This is a genomic window from Paraburkholderia sp. LEh10 (genome assembly GCF_017814945.1).
GTDB lineage: Bacteria > Pseudomonadota > Gammaproteobacteria > Burkholderiales > Burkholderiaceae > Paraburkholderia.
On the sequence record NZ_JAGIPX010000025.1, the window covers coordinates 54,736 to 72,387 of the forward strand.

Genomic DNA, 17,652 nt, shown 5'->3' on the forward strand with positions numbered 1-17,652 from the left:
GACGCCGTGTCGCCTTTCACGCGCCCATACGGGATGGCGATACTGCTTGGGGCGGGTTGCCTGAGCGGGTGCATCCGTGTGGGACCGGACTTTCATCCGCAGCGCGAAAGCTGGAGCGAACACTGGAGCAGCGCGTCGATCGAGCAGGTCACGCAGCAGGCAACAGAGCCTGACGTGCGCCAATGGTGGCAAATTTTCGGCGACCAGAATCTCGAGCGCCTGATTGCCGAAGCCGATGCGAACAACGGCGACCTGCAGATAGCGGGCCTGCGCGTCCTCGAGGCACGCGCCCAGCTCGGCATCGCGCTCGCGGGACGCTACCCTCAGGTTCAACAAGCCAATGCCGACGTGCTCTACTCGGCGCGCAAGCGCTCGGATGGCTTCAACACGCGTTCCGGGGCTTACTGGCAGTACGGCGCGGGCTTCAGTATCGGCTGGGAGCTCGACTTTTGGGGGCGCTTCAGCCGCGCGATCGAGTCCGCCGACGCCTCGTTTTTCGCCGCGCAAGCCAACCGCGATGCGGCACTGGTGCTGTTGCACGCGCAGGTCGCCGATACGTATTTCACGCTGCGCACGGCTGAGGCGCGGCTGCGCATCGCGCGCGAGAACGCGCAGTTGCAAAAGCGCAGCTACGACATTGCGCAAAAGCTCTTCAAGAGCGGCGAGACGGATGAACTGGATCTTCAGCAGGCGAAGACGCAATATCTGGGCACACTGAGCAGCATCCCCGACCTCGAAAGCCAGATCGTGCTTTCGCGTCATGCGCTGTCCGTGCTGATGGGGCGCCCGCCTGGCCCGCTGCCCGAACTCGGCGTGCAAGCGGGCAAGGAAGGCGTGGTGCCGCTGGTGGATCATGCCGTGCTGCAGGATGTCCCCGCCGATCTGCTATTGCGTCGCCCCGATGTTCGCGCCGCCGAGTATCAGATGGCCGCGCAGTCGGCGCTCATCGGCGTGGCGAAGGCCGATCTCTATCCGTCCGTGTCGCTGCTGGGCTCGCTGGTCTGGAGCGCGAGTTCGCTCACCGGCTCGCCGAACACGCTGGCCGTGGTGGCGGGCCCGAGCATCACGTGGAACGTGTTCGATCATGGCAGGATCACCAACAACGTGCGTGTGCAGGACGCCCGGCTGCAACAGTTGACGCTCGCCTATCAGAACACCGTGCGCGAAGCGGCGCGCGAGGCCGATGATGCCGCCACCGCGCTGATCGCCGCGTTGCAGCGCGACACGATCCTGCATGACGCCCAAGGGGCCGCGCAGCGCTCCCTCAAGCTCGCCAACACGATCTACCGCGAAGGTTATTCCGACTTCCAGCGCGTACTCGATGCGCAACGCGCGCTGTTCGCACAGCAGGACGCCTACATCGTCAACCGCAGCAATGCCGTAGGCAGTCTGATCGCTTTGTACAAGGCACTCGGGGGAGGCTGGTACACGGAGCAGCCGCTCCTCGATGCCGCGACCCGCGCGCAGATGCAGCAACGCACCGACTGGGGCGACCTGCTGAACGAGGCCAGTTCGCCGACGGCCGCCGCCACCCCGTCCGTCAGTCCGCCCCGATGAGCGACACGCCCGAACCTTCCAGGGCCGCGCCGGCCGCGTCGCCGGAACCGGCCGCCACCGATCCGTCGGGCAAGGCGGTGAAGTGGGTCGTCGGCGTGATCGTCGTCAGCCTGATCTGGTATCTGCTCGCCGACCGCTTCACCCCTTATACGCAGCAGGCGCGCGTGCAGGCCTATGTCGTGCCCGTCGCCGCTGAGGTATCGGGCCGGGTCACGCGCGTTCTCGTCCACAACAACCAGGAAGTCAACGCAGGCGACGTGCTCTTCGAAGTCGATAGCGAGCAGTACCGGATCGCCGCCGATCGCGCGCGGGCCGACCTGGAGTCCACGCGCCGTCAGGTCGGCGCGAGCACGGCCGGCATCGATTCGGCGCTCGCGTCATTGCGGGCGGCCATCGCGAACGAGGTCAAGGCGCGCCAGGACAGCGATCGCCTCGAACGGCTTTACCGCGAAGACGAAGGCACGGTTTCCCTTCGACGCCTCGAAGTGGCGCGTGCCACACACGAGCAGGCCCAGAGCCAGGTTGCCGCAGCGCGAGCCGAAGTGGAGCGCGCACGCGAGCAGCAGGGCGGCCACGAGTCGGAGAACGCGCAGTTGCGCAGCGCGGCCGCCGCCTTGGAAAAGGCCGAACTCGATCTGGCCAATACGCGGATCAGGGCACGCTCGGGCGGTGTCATCACGGATCTGCGCGCCGAAGTCGGCCAGTTCGCCGCGACGGGCAACCCGGTGATGACGCTGATCGCGATCCGCGACGTGTGGGTCAGCGCCGATATGACGGAGAACAATCTGGGTCATCTGCAGCCGGGCACGCCTGTGGGCATCGCGCTCGACGCTTTGCCGGGCGAAGTCTTCAAAGGGCGGATTCGCAGTATCGGCTACGGCGTGAGCGTGGGCCAGAGCACGCCGCCCGGCAGTCTGCCCACCGTGCAGAACAGCCGTGACTGGCTGCGTCCCGCGCAACGATTTCCGGTGATCGTCGAGTTCGATCAGGGTGAGCGGGCGCGTCTGCACAACATCCGTGTCGGCGGGCAGGCCGAGGTGATGGCGTTTCCGGAGCAGCGCAATGCGCTCAATCCGCTGGGTCGCGTCTTTCTGCGCGCGATGAGTTGGGTCTCGTACCTTTACTGACGACATCTATGGAAACCAGGCTTCAGCTTCCGGGTCGGCGTGCGCTGCGCGTTGCCACGGGCACGGCGCTGTGCGTCGCAATCAGTTTCGCGCTGGACCTGCCGATTCCCGTCGTCGCGCCCGTGTTCGCCGTCTTTCTTCTGGCGACGCAAAACCGGCCGCTGTCGCTCAAGGCCGGCATCGCTTTCGCGCTGGTCGTCGCGCTGACGACGGGCAGCGGCCTGCTGCTTGTTCCGCTGCTTCGTCACTACGCATTCGCTGGCGTGTTGATCACCGGGCTCATGCTCTTTCTCGCCTTTCGCTACGGACTGAGCGGCGGGAACAATCTGGTCGGAACCTTCCTCGTGGCCGGACTGACGATGATCTCAGCAGCGGGGACGGCTGACTTCCAGTTGGCCGTGACCGTCGTCGGCGCGCTGGTGAAAGGGCTTCTGCTTGCCGTGCTGGTTTCGGCCGTGACTCACCGCCTCTTTCCCGAGCCGATGAGCGCACGGCCACAGCCTGCCGCGCCGGCGATGCCGAAACGTCAGGCAGCGCGCATTGCGCTGCGCGCCGTGCTCGTGGTGATGCCGGCATACCTGCTCGCGATGTCCGATCCGGCGAGCTACATGCCCATCATCATGAAGTCCGTCAGCCTGGGCAGACAGAGTTGCCTCACGACGGGACGCAGTGCGGCGCGCGATCTGATCGGCTCGACGCTGCTGGGCGGCCTGCTTGCGATCGCGTTCTGGTTTGCACTCAGGCTCTTCGTGCATCTGTGGATGTTCTTTCTGTGGATGCTGCTGTTCGGCCTGCTGGTGGGACGCAAGCTTTATCGGATCAAACCGTCGCGTTACTCGCCGGGCTTCTGGCTGAACAGCCTCGTCACGATGATCATCCTGCTCGGCCAGTCGGTGCAGGACAGCGTAGCGGGCAAGGATGTCTACACCGCATTTGCCGTGCGCATGGGGCTCTTTCTCGCTGTCACGGTCTACGCGTGCCTGATGCTTTTGATTTTCGAGCGCCGGCGCGCGGTGCGATGACACGCACGGATATGCCGAAAGCGGTCCAGCACCTCCGGAGGTAAAGGCAATGCGAAATGCTGCGAGCGACGATGTGCTCCGCCTGCGGGCAGCCGAGATCCTGCTGGAAATGGGCCGGACCCTCTGGTACCTGCGGGCGATCCTGGCTGGCCTTCTGGTGCTGTATGTCCTGTTGACGATCGGCATGTACTACTACGGCAGTCCCGTCGAGACAGCCAACCGGACGCCTTCGCCGATGAGCGAAACCGTGTATTTCTGCGCGATCACGGCACTGACCATCGGGTACGGCGACGTCGTGCCGACCTCGACGCTCGGCCGGATCGATGCGGTCTTGCTCGGCCTGATCGGGTTGGTGTTCACCGGGTTGATCGTCGCAGCAGCCGTTCGGGGTGTGCAGGAAGCCGCGCGCCGGGCGGGCGCAGCGGACTAGCGGCACCGGCTGCTGTTGCGGCGTATGCCGTGATGCACGGGACACGCCGCGTCCCGTTCGCTGCGAGCAGATCGAATCCTGCCGTAAGCTGTCACGCTAGTGTTAGGGGTGGACGCCGACATGAGTGAGCAGACGCTTGATACATTCGAAGTCGAACAGTTGATCCCGGATTTCACCGCGCCCGCGATGACGCAAGTCAGTCCCGAGCGCGAAACGATCGACGCCGCCGAGGTCAACTCGCGGCAGTGGACGAGCCGCGTCGCGGGGCCGTTCAAGCCGGGGTCCGAAGTCCATTTGCGCGAGACCTGCCGGATGTTTCGCGAGACGTTCAATCCCTATCGCCCATCGGTGCTCCACTGGCCGACGCTCGAGCCGGATGCGCTGGCTCGCATCGTAGCGCTGCCGATCTGGGACATCGCCGTGCAGACGGAAGGCAAGGCGAGACTGCGCATGGCCGCCTATGCCGCCAGCATCGACGAGCCCGAGATGCGCTACGCGCTCGCGCTGAATGCGTGGGAAGAAAATCGCCATAAGGAAGTGTTGTCGCGCATGGTCGCCGCGTATGGCATCGCGTTGGTGAACGAAGCGCCGTATGAGTATCCGAAAGACGTCGAATGGGCCTATCTGGTGACGGGCTATAGCGAGTGCATCGACAGCTTTTTCGCGTTCGGCCTGTTCAAGGTAGCGCATCGCTCGGGGCTGTTTCCTCCTGAACTGATCGACACGTTCGAGCCGGTGATGCAGGAAGAGTGCCGGCATATCCTGCTGTTTGCGAACTGGCTCGCGTGGCATCGCGCAAGCCTGTCGTGGTGGCGGCGGATTTGCTTCGAACTGAAGGTCGTTGCGGTGTGGGCATTTCTCGGCTGGGAGCGGATCGGACTCGCGCGCTCGATCGACGCGGACGGCAACGAACAGAAGCAGGACAACAACTTCACGGTGAACGGCGCGCAGGCGGTGTCCCGTGCGGAGGTCGACGTGCGTGAACTGATGATGTTGTGCCTGCAGGAGAACGATCGACGGTTCTCGGGTTATGACGCACGCCTGTTGCGGCCGCAGACGATGCCGAAGCTCGTGCGCTTCGTGCTGCGATTCATGCGAAACGGGCAGGCGCGGTGAGTTCGGCGAACATGTCGGCCGCTCAACACGCGAATCGCGCGCATGCGTTTGCCTTCGCCAGAAACGGCGATGGTTTCCTGCTGGACAGCAAGCCGTTTCAGATCCGCAGCGGAGAAATGCACCCCGCGCGGATTCCTGCCGAATACTGGCGGCATCGCATCCAGATGGCGAAGGCGATGGGGATGAACACCATCGCCTTGTACGTGATGTGGAATTATCACGAGACAAGCGAAGGCGTCTTCGATTTTCATACAGGCAACCGCGACATCGGGAAATTCATTCGGCTGTGTCACGAAGAGGGCATGTGGGTATTGCTCAGGCCGGGCCCTTACGTGTGCGCCGAATGGGATCTCGGCGGCATTGCGTCGTGGCTGTTGCGCTACCCGGATATCCAGTTGCGCACGGATTCCGCGACTGATCCGCGTTATATGCAGGCCGTCGGGCGATACTTCGACGCGCTCATTGCGCACGTGCGGCCATTGATGGCGGCAAACGGCGGCCCGATCCTGATGATCCAGATCGAGAACGAATTCGGATCGTTCGACAGCAATCCTGCGTACCTCGAAGAGCTCAGGCAGCTTTGGATTCGCGCGGGCATCCACGGGCCGTTCTATACGGAAGACGGTCTCGTTCAACTTCAGCAGAACGGGAGCACTATCGTCGATGGCGCAATCGCGTTGAGCAACGGCGACGCGGCGCAGATCGAAGCGGTGCGCAGCGCATTTCCGCGCGTGCCTGCGATGGCGGGCGAAGTCTATCCGGGCTGGCTCACGCACTGGGGCGACGATGTGCTGCAAGGCACGAATGTCGATCTCTCGTCCACGCTCGAAGAACTGATGCGAAAGAACCTGTCGTTCAACCTGTATGTGATTCACGGCGGGACGAGCTTCGGTTTTTATGCGGGTGCGAATGTCGACGACGCGGGCGTTTATCAACCCGACATCACGAGCTATGACTATGCGGCGCCCATTAGCGAGCAAGGCGTGGCGACGGCCCGGTACATGACGTACCGCGGCATCATCGCGCGCTATCTTTCGACGCCTTTGCCGGAAGTGCCTGCCGCGATCCCGACAATCGGCACGATGAGTTCGAACGCGAATCGCCCACTGATGCCGCAACCTTACGCGTCACTCTGGGACAACCTGCCGTCGGCGCTACCCCTCTCTCACACCGTGAACCCGCAGCCGTTCGACATGTACGGCCAGGCGTACGGCTTCGCGCTATACCGGAAGACGCTCGCTCATTATCGAGGCGGCCTGCTCGACATCGGCGACGTTCACGACTATGCGTCCGTCTTTGTCGGCGACGCCTATGTGGGCAGCGTCTCTCGCGCGCGCATGCCGGAAGACCGCGCGTTGCCGCTGAATGTCGTGCGTCGCGAGCCGCTCGCGCTGCCAATGCCGTCGTCAACGCAAGAGCATGCTGCGGTGCTGGACATCCTTGTCGAAGGCATGGGGCGCGTGAATTACGGGCACGCGATGATCGACCGCAAGGGCATCGTCGATTGCGTCAGGTTGAGCGATTCGCCGGAATCGAGTGACGTGCTGACCGGCTGGGAAGTCGTGCTGCTGCCGATGAGCACTGCGTTCATCGAGAACTTGCGTCCTGTCTGCTCCAATCCGGACAAGGCGGGACTGTTCTTCCGCGCGACGTTGTCGCTCGATGCCGCGTGCGACCTCTATCTGGACATGAGCGAATGGACGAAAGGCGTGGTCTGGGTCAATGGACACAATCTTGGCCGATACTGGAATATCGGCCCGCAAACGCGGCTCTATTGTCCCGCGCCCTGGCTCAGGCGCGGAGATAACGCGGTCACGATTTTCGATCTGCACCAGACGGTAGCGAAGCCGATCGAACTGGCGTCGACGCTGTCATAGCACGCCGTAGATGCTTACGCACGCACACCGCCAACAGGCGTTAGTTCGAGCGTCAGCACCTGAAATGGATCGAGGTGAATCGTCTGTGGGCTGTCCGCGTCCCAGACGGATGGAACGTTCAGGTTCGAATCCGCAAATGGACGATGCGCGCTGAAACGCCCCGCAACGCGCACAGGCAGTTCGAGATGCGCTCTCAGATCGAGCCGGAAATCGTTCGCGCGTTCGTGCGGATTGCGCAGCGTGACGATCGCTTTCGACGGCGTCCATGCGGCCCAGCCGTAGACATCGAGTTCATCGGGCGCACCGCCTATCCAGTGACAATCGCGCAGCACGTCAGCGTTTGCGCGCGCCCAGCGGGCGGCTTCGGCGAGCACGTCCCAATCGCGCGTCTGCAGCAACGGCGGCGTGATGTAAAGCTCCTGCAATTGCGTTCCGCTGCCGAAGTACGAGCGCACTTCATGCGGGAAAGCCTGTGCGGGATCGCTGTTGAGCCCGTCGTTTTCGCGCGCAAAGATGATGCCGTGAAGCATCAGCGAATTGAGCGGAAAAAGTGGACTCCGGCATACGACGTTGCGATAGGTCTGCGTATCGCGATAGGTGATCCAGCGTTCGCGATCGCTGCCCACGCCGGCGAAACCATAATCGGCGCCGTCGCGCCAGATCGAATCGACATACCTGAGCCAGAACGGCGACGCGAGTGTGCCCGTCGAGAGATTGACGAAGAGATCGTGCTTCGCGCGGCGCAGATCTTCGATCAGTTCGACTGCCGCGTCCCAATCGCTGTTGAAGCGGCTGCCGGCAACGACGGTGCTCGCGTTGCCCGTGCCGTCCAGCTTGAAGTGATTGACGCCATGTGTGTCGAGCAGATCCGTCGCGGCTTCGTGGAAGCGCCGGTAATACGTCGGGCCTGAGAGTGCGAATCCGTCGCCGACGGTCTCGTAGCCGGCGGCGCGGCCACGCGTCACGCGCTCCGTTCGGGGCGGACCATAGCCGCCCCACGGCGACAGCCACACGCCTGGCGCCGCGCCATAGCGCGCGGCGGCTTCCTTCAAGGGCACGAAACCGTCGGGAAATGCGTCGTTGAATGTCCAGTTGCCGCTGTAGTCGTCCCAGCCGTCGTCGAAGACGAAGGAGTCGAGTTGCACGGCGCGCTTTTCATGCAACTCGCGACCCACTGCATGAATGCGCTCGATCGCTTGTTCCTGCGTGTATGCCGTGAGGAAGCCGATGTCGTACCAGGAGTTGTAATGCAGAAAAGGACGATACGGACGCGCCCGTTCCAGTTCGAGGTACGCAGCAAAATCGCGGCGCAACTGGCCGTGATCAAACACACCGGCGACCGCCGAATAAGCGAGCGTCTTGAGTTTTTCGAGCGGCAGGTCGCGTGTCACTGTCAGGCTGGCCGTGCCGTCGCTCACCCTGCTTTCCGCCATCGGCAGTTCGAAGCCCAGATAGATATTGCCGTCGATAACGGGCACCGCTTTCAGTTCGCCCGCTTTTTGCGCGTCACGCGCGGCGGTCTGAAAGAGCGACACGGACGCGATGGGCTCGTCGCACAGCAGCGCGGTGATGAACAGATGCTGGCGAAGATAACGCGCGTCCTCGCGCTGCTCCACGCACCACTCGACGCGCAAACGATTATCGGTGTCGCCAAGTACGGCGCGCACCCGTTTGCCGGCGCGGCGCTCGGCTTGCCGTAGCGCATTGCCGCGTGCAGGCAGTGCTTCTTCGCGTGGCGGCTCGATCAGTTGCAATTCAGCTGCGCCTCGCGTGAGGCCGTCAGCGAAGGTGAGCGCATACGGCGCGCTCACCGATAGACTTCGGCCATGCACGCGGTCGACGATGACAAAATCGGCCAGACAACGCCCGGCAATCTTCCAGCTCAACGCAATGGCCGAATTGCCGAACACGTATCGATCGCCGGTCACCTGCAAGACGGGGGCGCCTGGTTGTTCAGATGGAGCGTCGCTCGCGTGCATGGAATGCCTTATCGGTCGAATGACGGGAAGGCCGAACGACGCGTGAATTACTTCACGGTCTGAAGCACCTCGAACCCTTCGAATTCCGGATGCCCGAGGTAAAGCGGGCGCGACTGGTGGCCCGCGTTCCGATGCGCGGCGCGAAACGCCTCTGACTGGGTCCACGCGTCGAATGCCGCGCGATCCGCCCAGATGGTATGGCTCGAATACAGCACGTGATCGTCGCGTTGCGGACCCTTCAGAAGATGAAACTCGATAAAGCCGGGGACATCTTTCAGGTGCGTGTCCCGCGTGGTCCACACTTCTTCGAACGCGCTTTCCGAACCCAACGCCACCTTGAACCGGTTCATTGCAATGAACATGACTCTTGCTCCTGGATGACTGCGATGTTCAGCGAATCGGACAGCTTCCGGCACGGCGGCACCGGAAGCCTTCGGAGGCAGTATACGCAGAAGATCTGAGGAGCGCGCGCCGTATCGGCGATGCTCGCGTTACCGGCTGCGCGCCCACTGCGCGAAGCCGGCGCACGCAACCAGCAGCGAGCCCGTGGCGAAGAACACGGAATGAAGTCCGAGATGGACGGCAATCTGTCCGCCGATCATGGGGCCGAGCACCTGTCCGCTGAATTGGGCGGATTGCAGGTAGCCGAGCATCTGGCCCGTCTTGCTTTCGTCGACGGCATGTCGGGCGAGCTTCGCGATTGCGGGCAGAAGCCCTGCGAGCGACATGCCCATCAGCGCGCGCAGGCCGGCCAGTTGCCACCATTGATGCACGAACGCTTGCGGAATCATCACGAGGCCTGTCACGACGAGGCAGCCGATGATCACGTTCCAGCCGCCGATACGATCCGCCAGCGCGCCCAGCCGCGCCGCCGTGAACATGCTGCCGAACGCGGAGCAAGCCATCACGACGCCCGCGATGCGCGCCAACTGGTCGGGCTTCACGCCGAGGCTGCCGACATAGACCGTGATCACCGGTTCGATCGACATGTTGGCCAGCAGAACCATCATCGCTGTCGCGAGCAACGCGCCGACCACGGCATGGTTGGTGCGCGGCGCGCCCGTTGCGGACGCGGCGGCCGCTTTGTGCTTCGCATCGGTGGCGGGCTGGAAGTCTTCCTTGACGACGAAGATCGTCAACAGCGCGGCCACGGCGATCACTGCGCCGCCCGCGAAGAACGTGCCGCGAATGCCGATCCAGCCCGGCAACAGACCGCCGATCAACGGTCCCACCAGGTTGCCCGCGAGCGCGCCCGTCGACAGCAGGCCGAGCGCCCATCCGGCGCGCTCGCGCGGCGCCTGGGTGCCGACCATCACCGTCGACGCCGATGCATATCCACCGACAAGACCGGCTATCAGACGCAGCCCGACGAGTTCATAGACATTGTGCGCGACGCCGATCAGCGACATCACGACGGCCATGCCGACGGCCGCGCGGATCAGCATCGGCTTGCGCCCGTAACGGTCGGCAAGGCGTCCCCACAGCGGCGCGGTGACGGCCGTGCCGAGAAACGTCGCGCCGAACGCGACGCCCGACCACTGGATCACGTCGGCCTGCGATTCGACGCCAAGCTGCTTCACATAGAGGGGCAGGAACGGCAGCAGCATGCTGAGGCTGACCAGCGTCGTGAAAGAGCCGAATACGCAGACGAACAGATTGCGCATCCAGTACTTTTGATTGCGCTCCGAATAGCCGATGGGCGAGACATCCGGCGCGGCGCGCAACGCAAACGAGTTCGACGGCTGGTTCATGCTGAACTTCCTTGCGTGAGCGGGATGAGCGGGATGAGCGGGATGAGCGGGATGAGCGGGACAAACGGCGTTGCATCAGGCGTTGCATCAAGAACTGCGTCCTGCATGGACTGCTCCGTGTTGGGGAAGAGTCGGCGTGCGTAGCGGGCGACCTGGTGGACGCGCGACGGGGATCGATCCGTCAGCCGCCGACGTTGCTGCCGCCGTCGACGTGCAGGATCTCGCCCGTCACGAAGGCCGCCGATTCCAGATACAGCACGGCCTCGGCAATGTCGGCCACTTCGCCTAGATGGCCTAGCGGATGGATGCGGGCGAGCGCTTCGTGCCTTTCGCGCGGATGCATCGGCGTCTTGATGATGCCCGGCGCGACCGCGTTGATGCGGACGCCGCGCGATGCATACTCGATCGCGAGCGAGCGCGTGACGGCGTTCAGGCCGCCCTTGGTCAGCGCGGCCATCGCGGCGGGCCGCACGGAGAGCGGCCGGTCGACGAGGCTCGCGGTGATGTTCACGACATGGCCGCTGCGTCGCCTGCTCATTTCGGCCAGTGCGCGCTGCGTGATATGAAAGAAGCCGTGCACGTTGATCGACATGACGGTCTCGTAGTCTTGCGCGGTGTATTCCTCGAACGGCTTCGCGATGAAAATCCCCGCGTTGTTGACGAGCGTGTCGAGCCTGCCGAAGCGTTCGAGCGCGACCGAGATCACGTTTTGCGCGGTCTGCGGGTCGGCGATGTCGCCTTGCACGGTGGCGACATCGGGGTCGTCGCTGGGCCGGATTGCGCGCGACGTCGCCACCACGCGGAAATTGCGGTCGCGATACGCATTCACCAGCCCCGCGCCAATGCCTTGCGACGCGCCCGTGACGATCACCACTTTCTGTTCGGCACCCATGGCCTGCTCCTTGAACTACTGGGCCCGGCGGACCCGATGTAGATGGAGCAAGTCTAGATTGAGCCGACCGGAGAGAGAATCCACGCGGCGCGATAGACATTCTTCCGCGAAGCGGTTCAATGATCGTTCGTGATCCGCTGAAGCTGCTTGAAATGGCGGCGCAGGCGCGGCGTGGCGAAATCGACGAAGGCGCGCACCTTGGGCACCGAAAGGCGGCCGTGCGGCGTCAGCAGATGGACGGGCAACGGCGCATGCTCGCTGTCGCGCAGCACGATGCGCAGGTCGCCGTCTTTCACCTGCTGCGCGACGTGATACGAAAACATCCGGGTGACGCCGCGCCCTTCGACGGCGGACGACACGGCTGCGTCGATGCTGTTGACGATCAGGCGCGGCGAGAAGTTGACCACTTGCGGGACGCTCGATCCTTCTGTCGGCGGAAAGCTCCACGAGTCGAGGCCGAAGTGCGTCATCGAGATGATCTGATGCTGTTCGAGGTCCGCTGGCTCGCGGATCTGCGGGTGCTTCGCGAGATAGCGCGGCGACGCGGCCACGACGCGCCGCACCTCGCCGACGGGGATCGCGATGAGCGTCGAATCGGGCAGGTGGGCAATGCGCAACGCGACGTCGATGCCCTCGTCGATCAGGCTGACAGGCCGGTCGAGCATATGCAGGCGCACGGAGACGGCGGGGTACTGGTCGATGAAGTCGTCGAGGATCGGCCGCAGCATGTCCTGGCCGGCGGCCACGGGCGCCGTGACGGTCAGCAGGCCGCGCGGCGCCGAGCGTTCGCCCGCGACCAGCAGGTCGGCTTCCTCCAGGTCGGTCAGGATGCGCCGGCACGCGGCCGCATAACGCTCACCGGCTTCGCTGAGCTTGATGGTTCGCGTCGTGCGGTGCAGGAGCGGGGACCCGACGTGTTCTTCGAGAAAGGCGATCGCGCGGCTCACCGCGGCGGGAGAACGGCCGAGCCGGCGGCTTGCACCGGCGAGGCTTCCTTCGTCCAGCGTCGCGACGAACACTTTCATTGCGTCAATCCGGTCCATGATGCATCGCTCAGGAATCGTCGGCGGGGCGACGTTGCCCGGCAGTGTACAGCGGCGTGTGTATGCGAGCGACGAACAGGGGCGCGACGGGACCGCTAGCGATGCGCGATGACCGCGGCACTCATGTCGTGCTGCTATCGCGTTGCGTGGGCCACACGGACAGCGTCCGGATATGCGTGGACGGCGTCACTTCGACGATGCGCTGCTGGGTCTTGCCATCGTAGGTGGCCGTGACCTTGTAGCGTCCGTCTGGAAGCGACGCGAGCATGAACGGCCCGTGCGCCGTCGCTTTCAGCACGGTTGCGCCTTTGATGTCGGTGATATGAACGGGAATGTCCGCCAGATACTCATTGCCCTGACTCGTCTTGCCCGCGAATTCGAGCGCAAGCGGATACTCCTTCTGATTGCCGAAGCGAAACGCAAACGTACAGGCCCATCGCGAGTCCCAGGCCGCGCGGGTCGATTTCTTCCGCCAGATAAGCCATCGCAACGGCGGGCACGCCGCCAAGCGCGAGATCTTCGAGCGCGCGGGCGACGAGCATGCTCTGCCAGTCCGCTTCGAGCGCGGCGCAGATGTTCAAGAGCGCGGCGAGCGTCATCGACGCGAAAATCAGCACGCGTCTTCCGAACCGTTCCGACAGCGCGCCCGCGCACAGAATCGAAAACGCGAGAAAGCCTGTCGAGAGCGATAGCGCGAGCGAGCCATTGCGCCGCAGGACGTGCAGATGCATTGCTTCGCCGATGAAGCGATGAAAATCGTGCTGCCGTCCACGCATCGGCTGGCGGCCAAAAAGCGCTTGCCGCTGACTGCGCTTGCGCAAGAACCGTTCGTGCTGGTGCCCGGGCCTGCAGGCGTCACGCTGCACGATGAAATCATGCGCGCGTGCGGCGAGGCGGGCTTCAGTCCGCGGCTCGCGCAGCCGGCGCCGCAGGTGTCGTCAGTGGTGAATCTGGCGGCGGCCGGACTCGGGGTGTCCATCGTGCCCGCCGCGATCGCGCAGGTTCAGGTGAAGGGCGTGCGCTACGTGGACGTGCAAGGGGCGAAGCTGCGGGCGCGTCTTGCGCTGGGATGGCGCACTGGCGACGCGTCCGCGGCGCTCGCCAATTTTGTCGGGCTGCTGTGATGCACGCGCGGCTCAGCGGCTCAGTCGTTGTCGGCGAGTCGCATGCGGCGCTCGAGTTCGCCGAGATCGACAGATGATGCGAGGTACCGGTCGCGGCGCTCATGCTCCGCGCGATCCAACAGGCCACGCACGAGATTGTTCACCAGGTACACGAAGAAGGCGGCATAGGGGGTCATCGCATGCTCCAAGGTTGCTAAGCTGTGGCGCATACATCTGCATCGACCGTGCCATCATGTCCGGGCGCTTGTACGGCGGGGCTCGGCGCCGGTTTCGACGGTGTGGCGGGGCGAAAGTGTTCGTTCTGCGCCAACCGTCAGCGTGCAAACAGTTTGCTTGCAATAAACTTGCATGAAGATTGGCGGCGACGCTGCATGCCGGCCGGGCCGCCTTTGATGCGAACGAACCGGGAGACCGCGACTTCATGTTGGACACATCGTTTCGACGCTGGGCGGTTTCGACGATTGCGAACTGGTCAACGTGGCAACTGGTGATACAGGCGCGCTTGCGAGCCTCGCCGGTCAATTTCTGATTGCAGCCTGCATGGTCCCTATCTTCGGGCATCTGTCGCCGGCTCCGAATCCGTTTGGTGGGCGTCCGCTCTGGATCGAACTGCTGTTCACCATCGTGCTCGCGCCGTTGTACGAGACACTGATCTTCCAATGGGCGATCATGAAGTTGCTGCACGGGCCGTTGCGTCGTTCGTCGCTGTTCGCCGGGACCGCATCGACGATCCTCTTCCGGCTGGGCCATGGCTTGACGGACTGGCGCGCGTTCAGTCTGATCGTCACATCCGTAGCGCTCGCCGCCGTATTCGCGATCGAGTCCCGACGAGCGGGTTTTGCGTATCTCGCGGCGGTTTCCACCCACGGGCTTTTCAATGGTCTCGTGATCGGGCGCCATTGGCCCTGATCGCCGGCTTTCCTGTATGGGGCCGTCGTGCTCCCGAGAAGGAGGACATTCACGCCGATGCAAACGCCCTCACGCGCCAGCACGCTTCGACAGATACCCCGCAGCGTCTGGGTATTGGGCTGTGTCAGCCTGTTGATGGATGTGTCGTCGGAGATCATCCATAGCCTGCTGCCGATGTTCATGATGGCGAGCCTCGGCGCGAGCGCGGCGGCGATAGGCCTGATCGAGGGCATCGCCGAAGCGACGGCGCTCATCGTCAAGGTGTTTTCGGGCGCGCTCAGCGACTACCTGGGCAATCGCAAATGGCTCGCCGTCGCGGGATATGGGCTCGGCGCACTGAGCAAGCCGCTGTTCGCCATCGCGCCGACGATCGGCATCGTCGCGACGGCCCGCGTGATGGACCGGGTGGGCAAGGGCGTTCGTGGCGCGCCACGCGATGCGCTCGTCGCCGACGTCACGCCGCCTCATCTGCGCGGCGCGGCGTTCGGGCTGCGGCAATCGCTCGACACGGTGGGCGCGTTTCTCGGGCCGCTGCTGGCTGTCGTCATCATGCTGGCGTGGGCAGACGATTTCCGTCTCGCGTTCTGGCTGGCCGTCATTCCGGGCGCGCTGGCTGTCGTGCTGCTCGCGCTCGGCATCGACGAACCGGCGCGACAGCCCGGCGCGAAGCGCGTCAATCCGATTCGCCGGGAAAGCATCCGTCAACTCGGTGCGGACTATTGGTGGGTGGTCGCGGTGGGCGCCGTGTTCGCGCTTGCGCGTTTCAGCGAGGCGTTTCTCGTGCTGCGCGCGATGGGCAGCGGCGTGCCCGTTGCGCTGGTGCCGCTCGTGATGGTCGCGATGAACGTCGTGTATTCGATCTCGGCGTATCCGCTCGGCAAACTCGCCGATACGGCGAGCCACATCCGGCTGCTGGTCATCGGGCTCGCGATCCTGTGTGCATCGGACATCGTGCTCGCGCATGCCGTTCACTGGAGCGTGCTGCTTGCAGGCGTCGCGCTGTGGGGCCTGCATATGGGGATGACGCAAGGACTGCTCGCAACGATGGTGTCGCACGCCGCGCCCGCGCATCTGCGCGGCACCGCGTTCGGCATGTTCAATCTGTCGAGCGGGCTGGTGACGTTGGCCTCCAGCGTGATCGCGGGCGCGCTGTGGGACCGGCTCGGCGCGGCGGCGACGTTCTATGCGGGCGCGGCGTTCTGTGTGATCACGATCGTGCTGCTGATGGCAAGCCCTGCGCGGCGCATCGCGATACGCCGCTAGGGCCGTACACCCCTATGACTGATGCTGCCGCCGGTTCGCACGGCAAGAAGATCGATGCGCGCGGCGCATGGACGGACAGCCACGCGCAGCCATACGCAGGTGCGCGGAGCATGCCGGCCATCGCCTTTGGCACTATGTCCGCCGAGCACGCCGAAGAACGCCACGCAGACCGAACGAGTATGAGAGCACCGCTGAAACGAGCAGTGTCGCGCTGACGAAATAGAGCCCCAGCGAGTAGTCGCCGCTGATGTCGCGCAGCCTGCCGATCACCATCGGGCCGATCGTGCCGCCGATCAGGCTGCCCATCGCGTTGATCAGCGCAATGCCCGCAGCGGCGGCGGAGCCGGACAGGAACTGCGTCGGCATGCTCCACAGCGGTGGCTTCGCCGCGTTGATGCCGAAGTTCGCGATCGACAGTCCGACGATCAATACGGCTGCGTGGGTCGCATGTCCCGACATCAGCATTCCGATACCCGCCGCGAGACACGCAATCGCGACGTGCAGGCGGCGTTCGTCAGTGCGATCCGAATTGCGCGCCCACAGCACCATCGTGACGACCGCGAACAGATTGGGAATCGCGTTCACGAGGCCCAGCTCGAAATAGCTGAACCCGAACCGGTGAATGATCATCGGCGCCCAGATGCCGATCGCGTACAACCCGGTCGATGTCCCCGCATAGACAAGCGCGAGCAGCAGCACGCGCGGGTCTTTGACCGCGCCCCAGACGCTCGACCTGCTTTGTGCAGCCTTCATTTCGCGCTCGCGCTGCATCTCGCCGCTTAGCCACTGCCGTTCGTCGGACGCGAGCCAGTGCGCGTCCTCCGGCCGGTCGGTCAAAAAGAAGTACGACACGAAACCGAGCAGCACGGTCGGCGCCCCCTCGACGAGAAATAGCCACTGCCAGCCGTGCAGATGCGCGACGCCGTCCAGGTTCATCAACGCGCCGGAGATCGGTGAGCCGATCATGTTCGACAGCGGCGCGGCTGTCATGAACATCGCGGTGACGAATGCGCGATGGCGCGCCGGAAACCAGTAGCTCAGGTACAGGATGATGCCGGGAAAGAACCCCGCCTCAGCGAGACCGAGCACGAAGCGCAGCGTGTAGAAGCTATACGGACCGCTGGCGAACGCAGTGGCTGCCGACAACAGCCCCCACACGACCATCAGGAGCGCGATCCAGCGGCGCGCGCCGACGCGTTGCAGCACGAGGTTCGACGGCATCCCGGCCGCGATATAGCCGACGAAGAAGATCCCTGCGCCGATGCCGAACATCGCCTGCGTGAGTCCGATGTCGTGATTCATCGTGAGGCCCGCGAAGCCGACGTTCACACGATTCAGAAAGCTCAGGAAGTACAGCACGATGATGAACGGCGTGATACGCCGCGAGATCTTCCGGACGACGCGGGTTTCCAGTGCGGCTTCGTCCCGCGCAAGGACTGTGGCTGTGCTCATGTGTGTCTCCTGTCGATCGCGCTTTCGCGTTGGCGCTCGGCGCTATCGCATGCAAGGCTGCCGTTGCGTGCGCAGCACGAACGGTCTGGTTGTGAATGCGTGGCCGCGAA

Annotated in this window: 17 protein-coding genes and 1 pseudogene; 9 read left to right on the plus strand and 9 right to left on the minus strand. The window is 64.2% G+C overall.

Translation table 11 applies throughout. From position 1 onward, the window contains the following. The first annotated feature begins 6 nt into the window (after positions 1 to 6). From J8I87_RS21335 to J8I87_RS21360, 6 genes are all read left to right on the plus strand, one after another. Complete coding sequence (locus J8I87_RS21335; RefSeq protein ID WP_313065362.1) at positions 7 to 1,557, plus strand: TolC family protein; 1,551 nt, start codon at positions 7 to 9, stop codon at positions 1,555 to 1,557. Next, the gene (locus tag J8I87_RS21340) at positions 1,554 to 2,684 is read left to right on the plus strand and encodes an HlyD family secretion protein (RefSeq protein ID WP_209933835.1); all 1,131 of its coding nucleotides are present in this window, start codon (positions 1,554 to 1,556) and stop codon (positions 2,682 to 2,684) included. Before J8I87_RS21335 ends, J8I87_RS21340 begins: the two co-directional genes overlap by 4 nt. Positions 2,685 to 2,692: 8 nt before the next feature. Continuing rightward, entirely contained in the window at positions 2,693 to 3,706 is a 1,014-nt protein-coding gene (locus tag J8I87_RS21345) for a DUF2955 domain-containing protein (RefSeq protein WP_209933837.1), read from the plus strand. Positions 3,707 to 3,755: 49 nt separating this feature from the next. Beyond that, on the plus strand, positions 3,756 to 4,136 hold the full coding sequence (locus tag J8I87_RS21350; RefSeq protein ID WP_209933838.1) for a potassium channel family protein: 381 nt from the start codon (positions 3,756 to 3,758) through the stop codon (positions 4,134 to 4,136). A 120-nt stretch (positions 4,137 to 4,256) separates the two neighbouring features. Further along, positions 4,257 to 5,252: a ferritin-like domain-containing protein gene (locus J8I87_RS21355; protein WP_209933839.1), complete on the plus strand. Its 996-nt coding sequence runs from the start codon at positions 4,257 to 4,259 to the stop codon at positions 5,250 to 5,252. Between the two features lie 11 nt (positions 5,253 to 5,263). Then, positions 5,264 to 7,129, plus strand: a complete 1,866-nt coding sequence (locus J8I87_RS21360) for a beta-galactosidase (protein ID WP_209933840.1) — start codon at positions 5,264 to 5,266, stop codon at positions 7,127 to 7,129. Positions 7,130 to 7,143: 14 nt separating this feature from the next. On the opposite strand, the gene J8I87_RS21365 is transcribed toward J8I87_RS21360, so the two are convergent. The 7 genes and pseudogenes from J8I87_RS21365 to J8I87_RS21395 form a co-directional block, all read right to left on the minus strand. Continuing rightward, positions 7,144 to 9,108, minus strand: coding sequence for an enterotoxin (locus tag J8I87_RS21365; RefSeq protein WP_209933841.1), 1,965 nt, complete (start codon positions 9,106 to 9,108; stop codon positions 7,144 to 7,146). A gap of 47 nt (positions 9,109 to 9,155) precedes the next feature. Continuing rightward, positions 9,156 to 9,470 carry an antibiotic biosynthesis monooxygenase gene (locus J8I87_RS21370; RefSeq protein ID WP_209933842.1) on the minus strand — a complete coding sequence of 105 codons (315 nt, stop codon included), beginning with the start codon at positions 9,468 to 9,470 and terminating at the stop codon, positions 9,156 to 9,158. A 129-nt stretch (positions 9,471 to 9,599) separates the two neighbouring features. Further along, on the minus strand, positions 9,600 to 10,859 hold the full coding sequence (locus J8I87_RS21375) for an MFS transporter (protein ID WP_209933843.1): 1,260 nt from the start codon (positions 10,857 to 10,859) through the stop codon (positions 9,600 to 9,602). Between the two features lie 181 nt (positions 10,860 to 11,040). Further along, the gene (locus J8I87_RS21380) at positions 11,041 to 11,751 is read right to left on the minus strand and encodes an SDR family NAD(P)-dependent oxidoreductase (protein ID WP_209933845.1); all 711 of its coding nucleotides are present in this window, start codon (positions 11,749 to 11,751) and stop codon (positions 11,041 to 11,043) included. A gap of 116 nt (positions 11,752 to 11,867) precedes the next feature. Next, the gene (locus J8I87_RS21385) at positions 11,868 to 12,794 is read right to left on the minus strand and encodes a LysR family transcriptional regulator (RefSeq protein WP_209933846.1); all 927 of its coding nucleotides are present in this window, start codon (positions 12,792 to 12,794) and stop codon (positions 11,868 to 11,870) included. Positions 12,795 to 12,915: 121 nt separating this feature from the next. Next, complete coding sequence (locus J8I87_RS21390) at positions 12,916 to 13,092, minus strand: hypothetical protein (protein ID WP_209933847.1); 177 nt, start codon at positions 13,090 to 13,092, stop codon at positions 12,916 to 12,918. Between the two features lie 124 nt (positions 13,093 to 13,216). Beyond that, positions 13,217 to 13,495, minus strand: a pseudogene (locus J8I87_RS21395) (MFS transporter); the annotation flags it as partial. 24 nt (positions 13,496 to 13,519) lie between these two features. Between J8I87_RS21395 and J8I87_RS21400 the strand changes: the two are divergent. After that, positions 13,520 to 13,918: a LysR substrate-binding domain-containing protein gene (locus J8I87_RS21400; protein WP_245254060.1), complete on the plus strand. Its 399-nt coding sequence runs from the start codon at positions 13,520 to 13,522 to the stop codon at positions 13,916 to 13,918. A gap of 20 nt (positions 13,919 to 13,938) precedes the next feature. On the opposite strand, the gene J8I87_RS21405 is transcribed toward J8I87_RS21400, so the two are convergent. Beyond that, positions 13,939 to 14,094: a DUF3563 family protein gene (locus J8I87_RS21405; RefSeq protein WP_209933848.1), complete on the minus strand. Its 156-nt coding sequence runs from the start codon at positions 14,092 to 14,094 to the stop codon at positions 13,939 to 13,941. Positions 14,095 to 14,458: 364 nt separating this feature from the next. Here J8I87_RS21405 and J8I87_RS21410 point away from each other — a divergent pair, with 364 nt between their 5' ends. Continuing rightward, complete coding sequence (locus J8I87_RS21410) at positions 14,459 to 14,827, plus strand: type II CAAX prenyl endopeptidase Rce1 family protein (RefSeq protein ID WP_209933849.1); 369 nt, start codon at positions 14,459 to 14,461, stop codon at positions 14,825 to 14,827. A gap of 57 nt (positions 14,828 to 14,884) precedes the next feature. Then, positions 14,885 to 16,090, plus strand: a complete 1,206-nt coding sequence (locus J8I87_RS21415) for an MFS transporter (RefSeq protein WP_209933850.1) — start codon at positions 14,885 to 14,887, stop codon at positions 16,088 to 16,090. Positions 16,091 to 16,222: 132 nt separating this feature from the next. Here J8I87_RS21415 and J8I87_RS21420 read toward each other — a convergent pair whose 3' ends face one another. Next, a complete protein-coding gene (locus J8I87_RS21420) occupies positions 16,223 to 17,542 on the minus strand; it encodes an MFS transporter (RefSeq protein ID WP_209933852.1) in 1,320 nt (439 codons plus the stop codon). Positions 17,543 to 17,652: the final 110 nt, after the last annotated feature.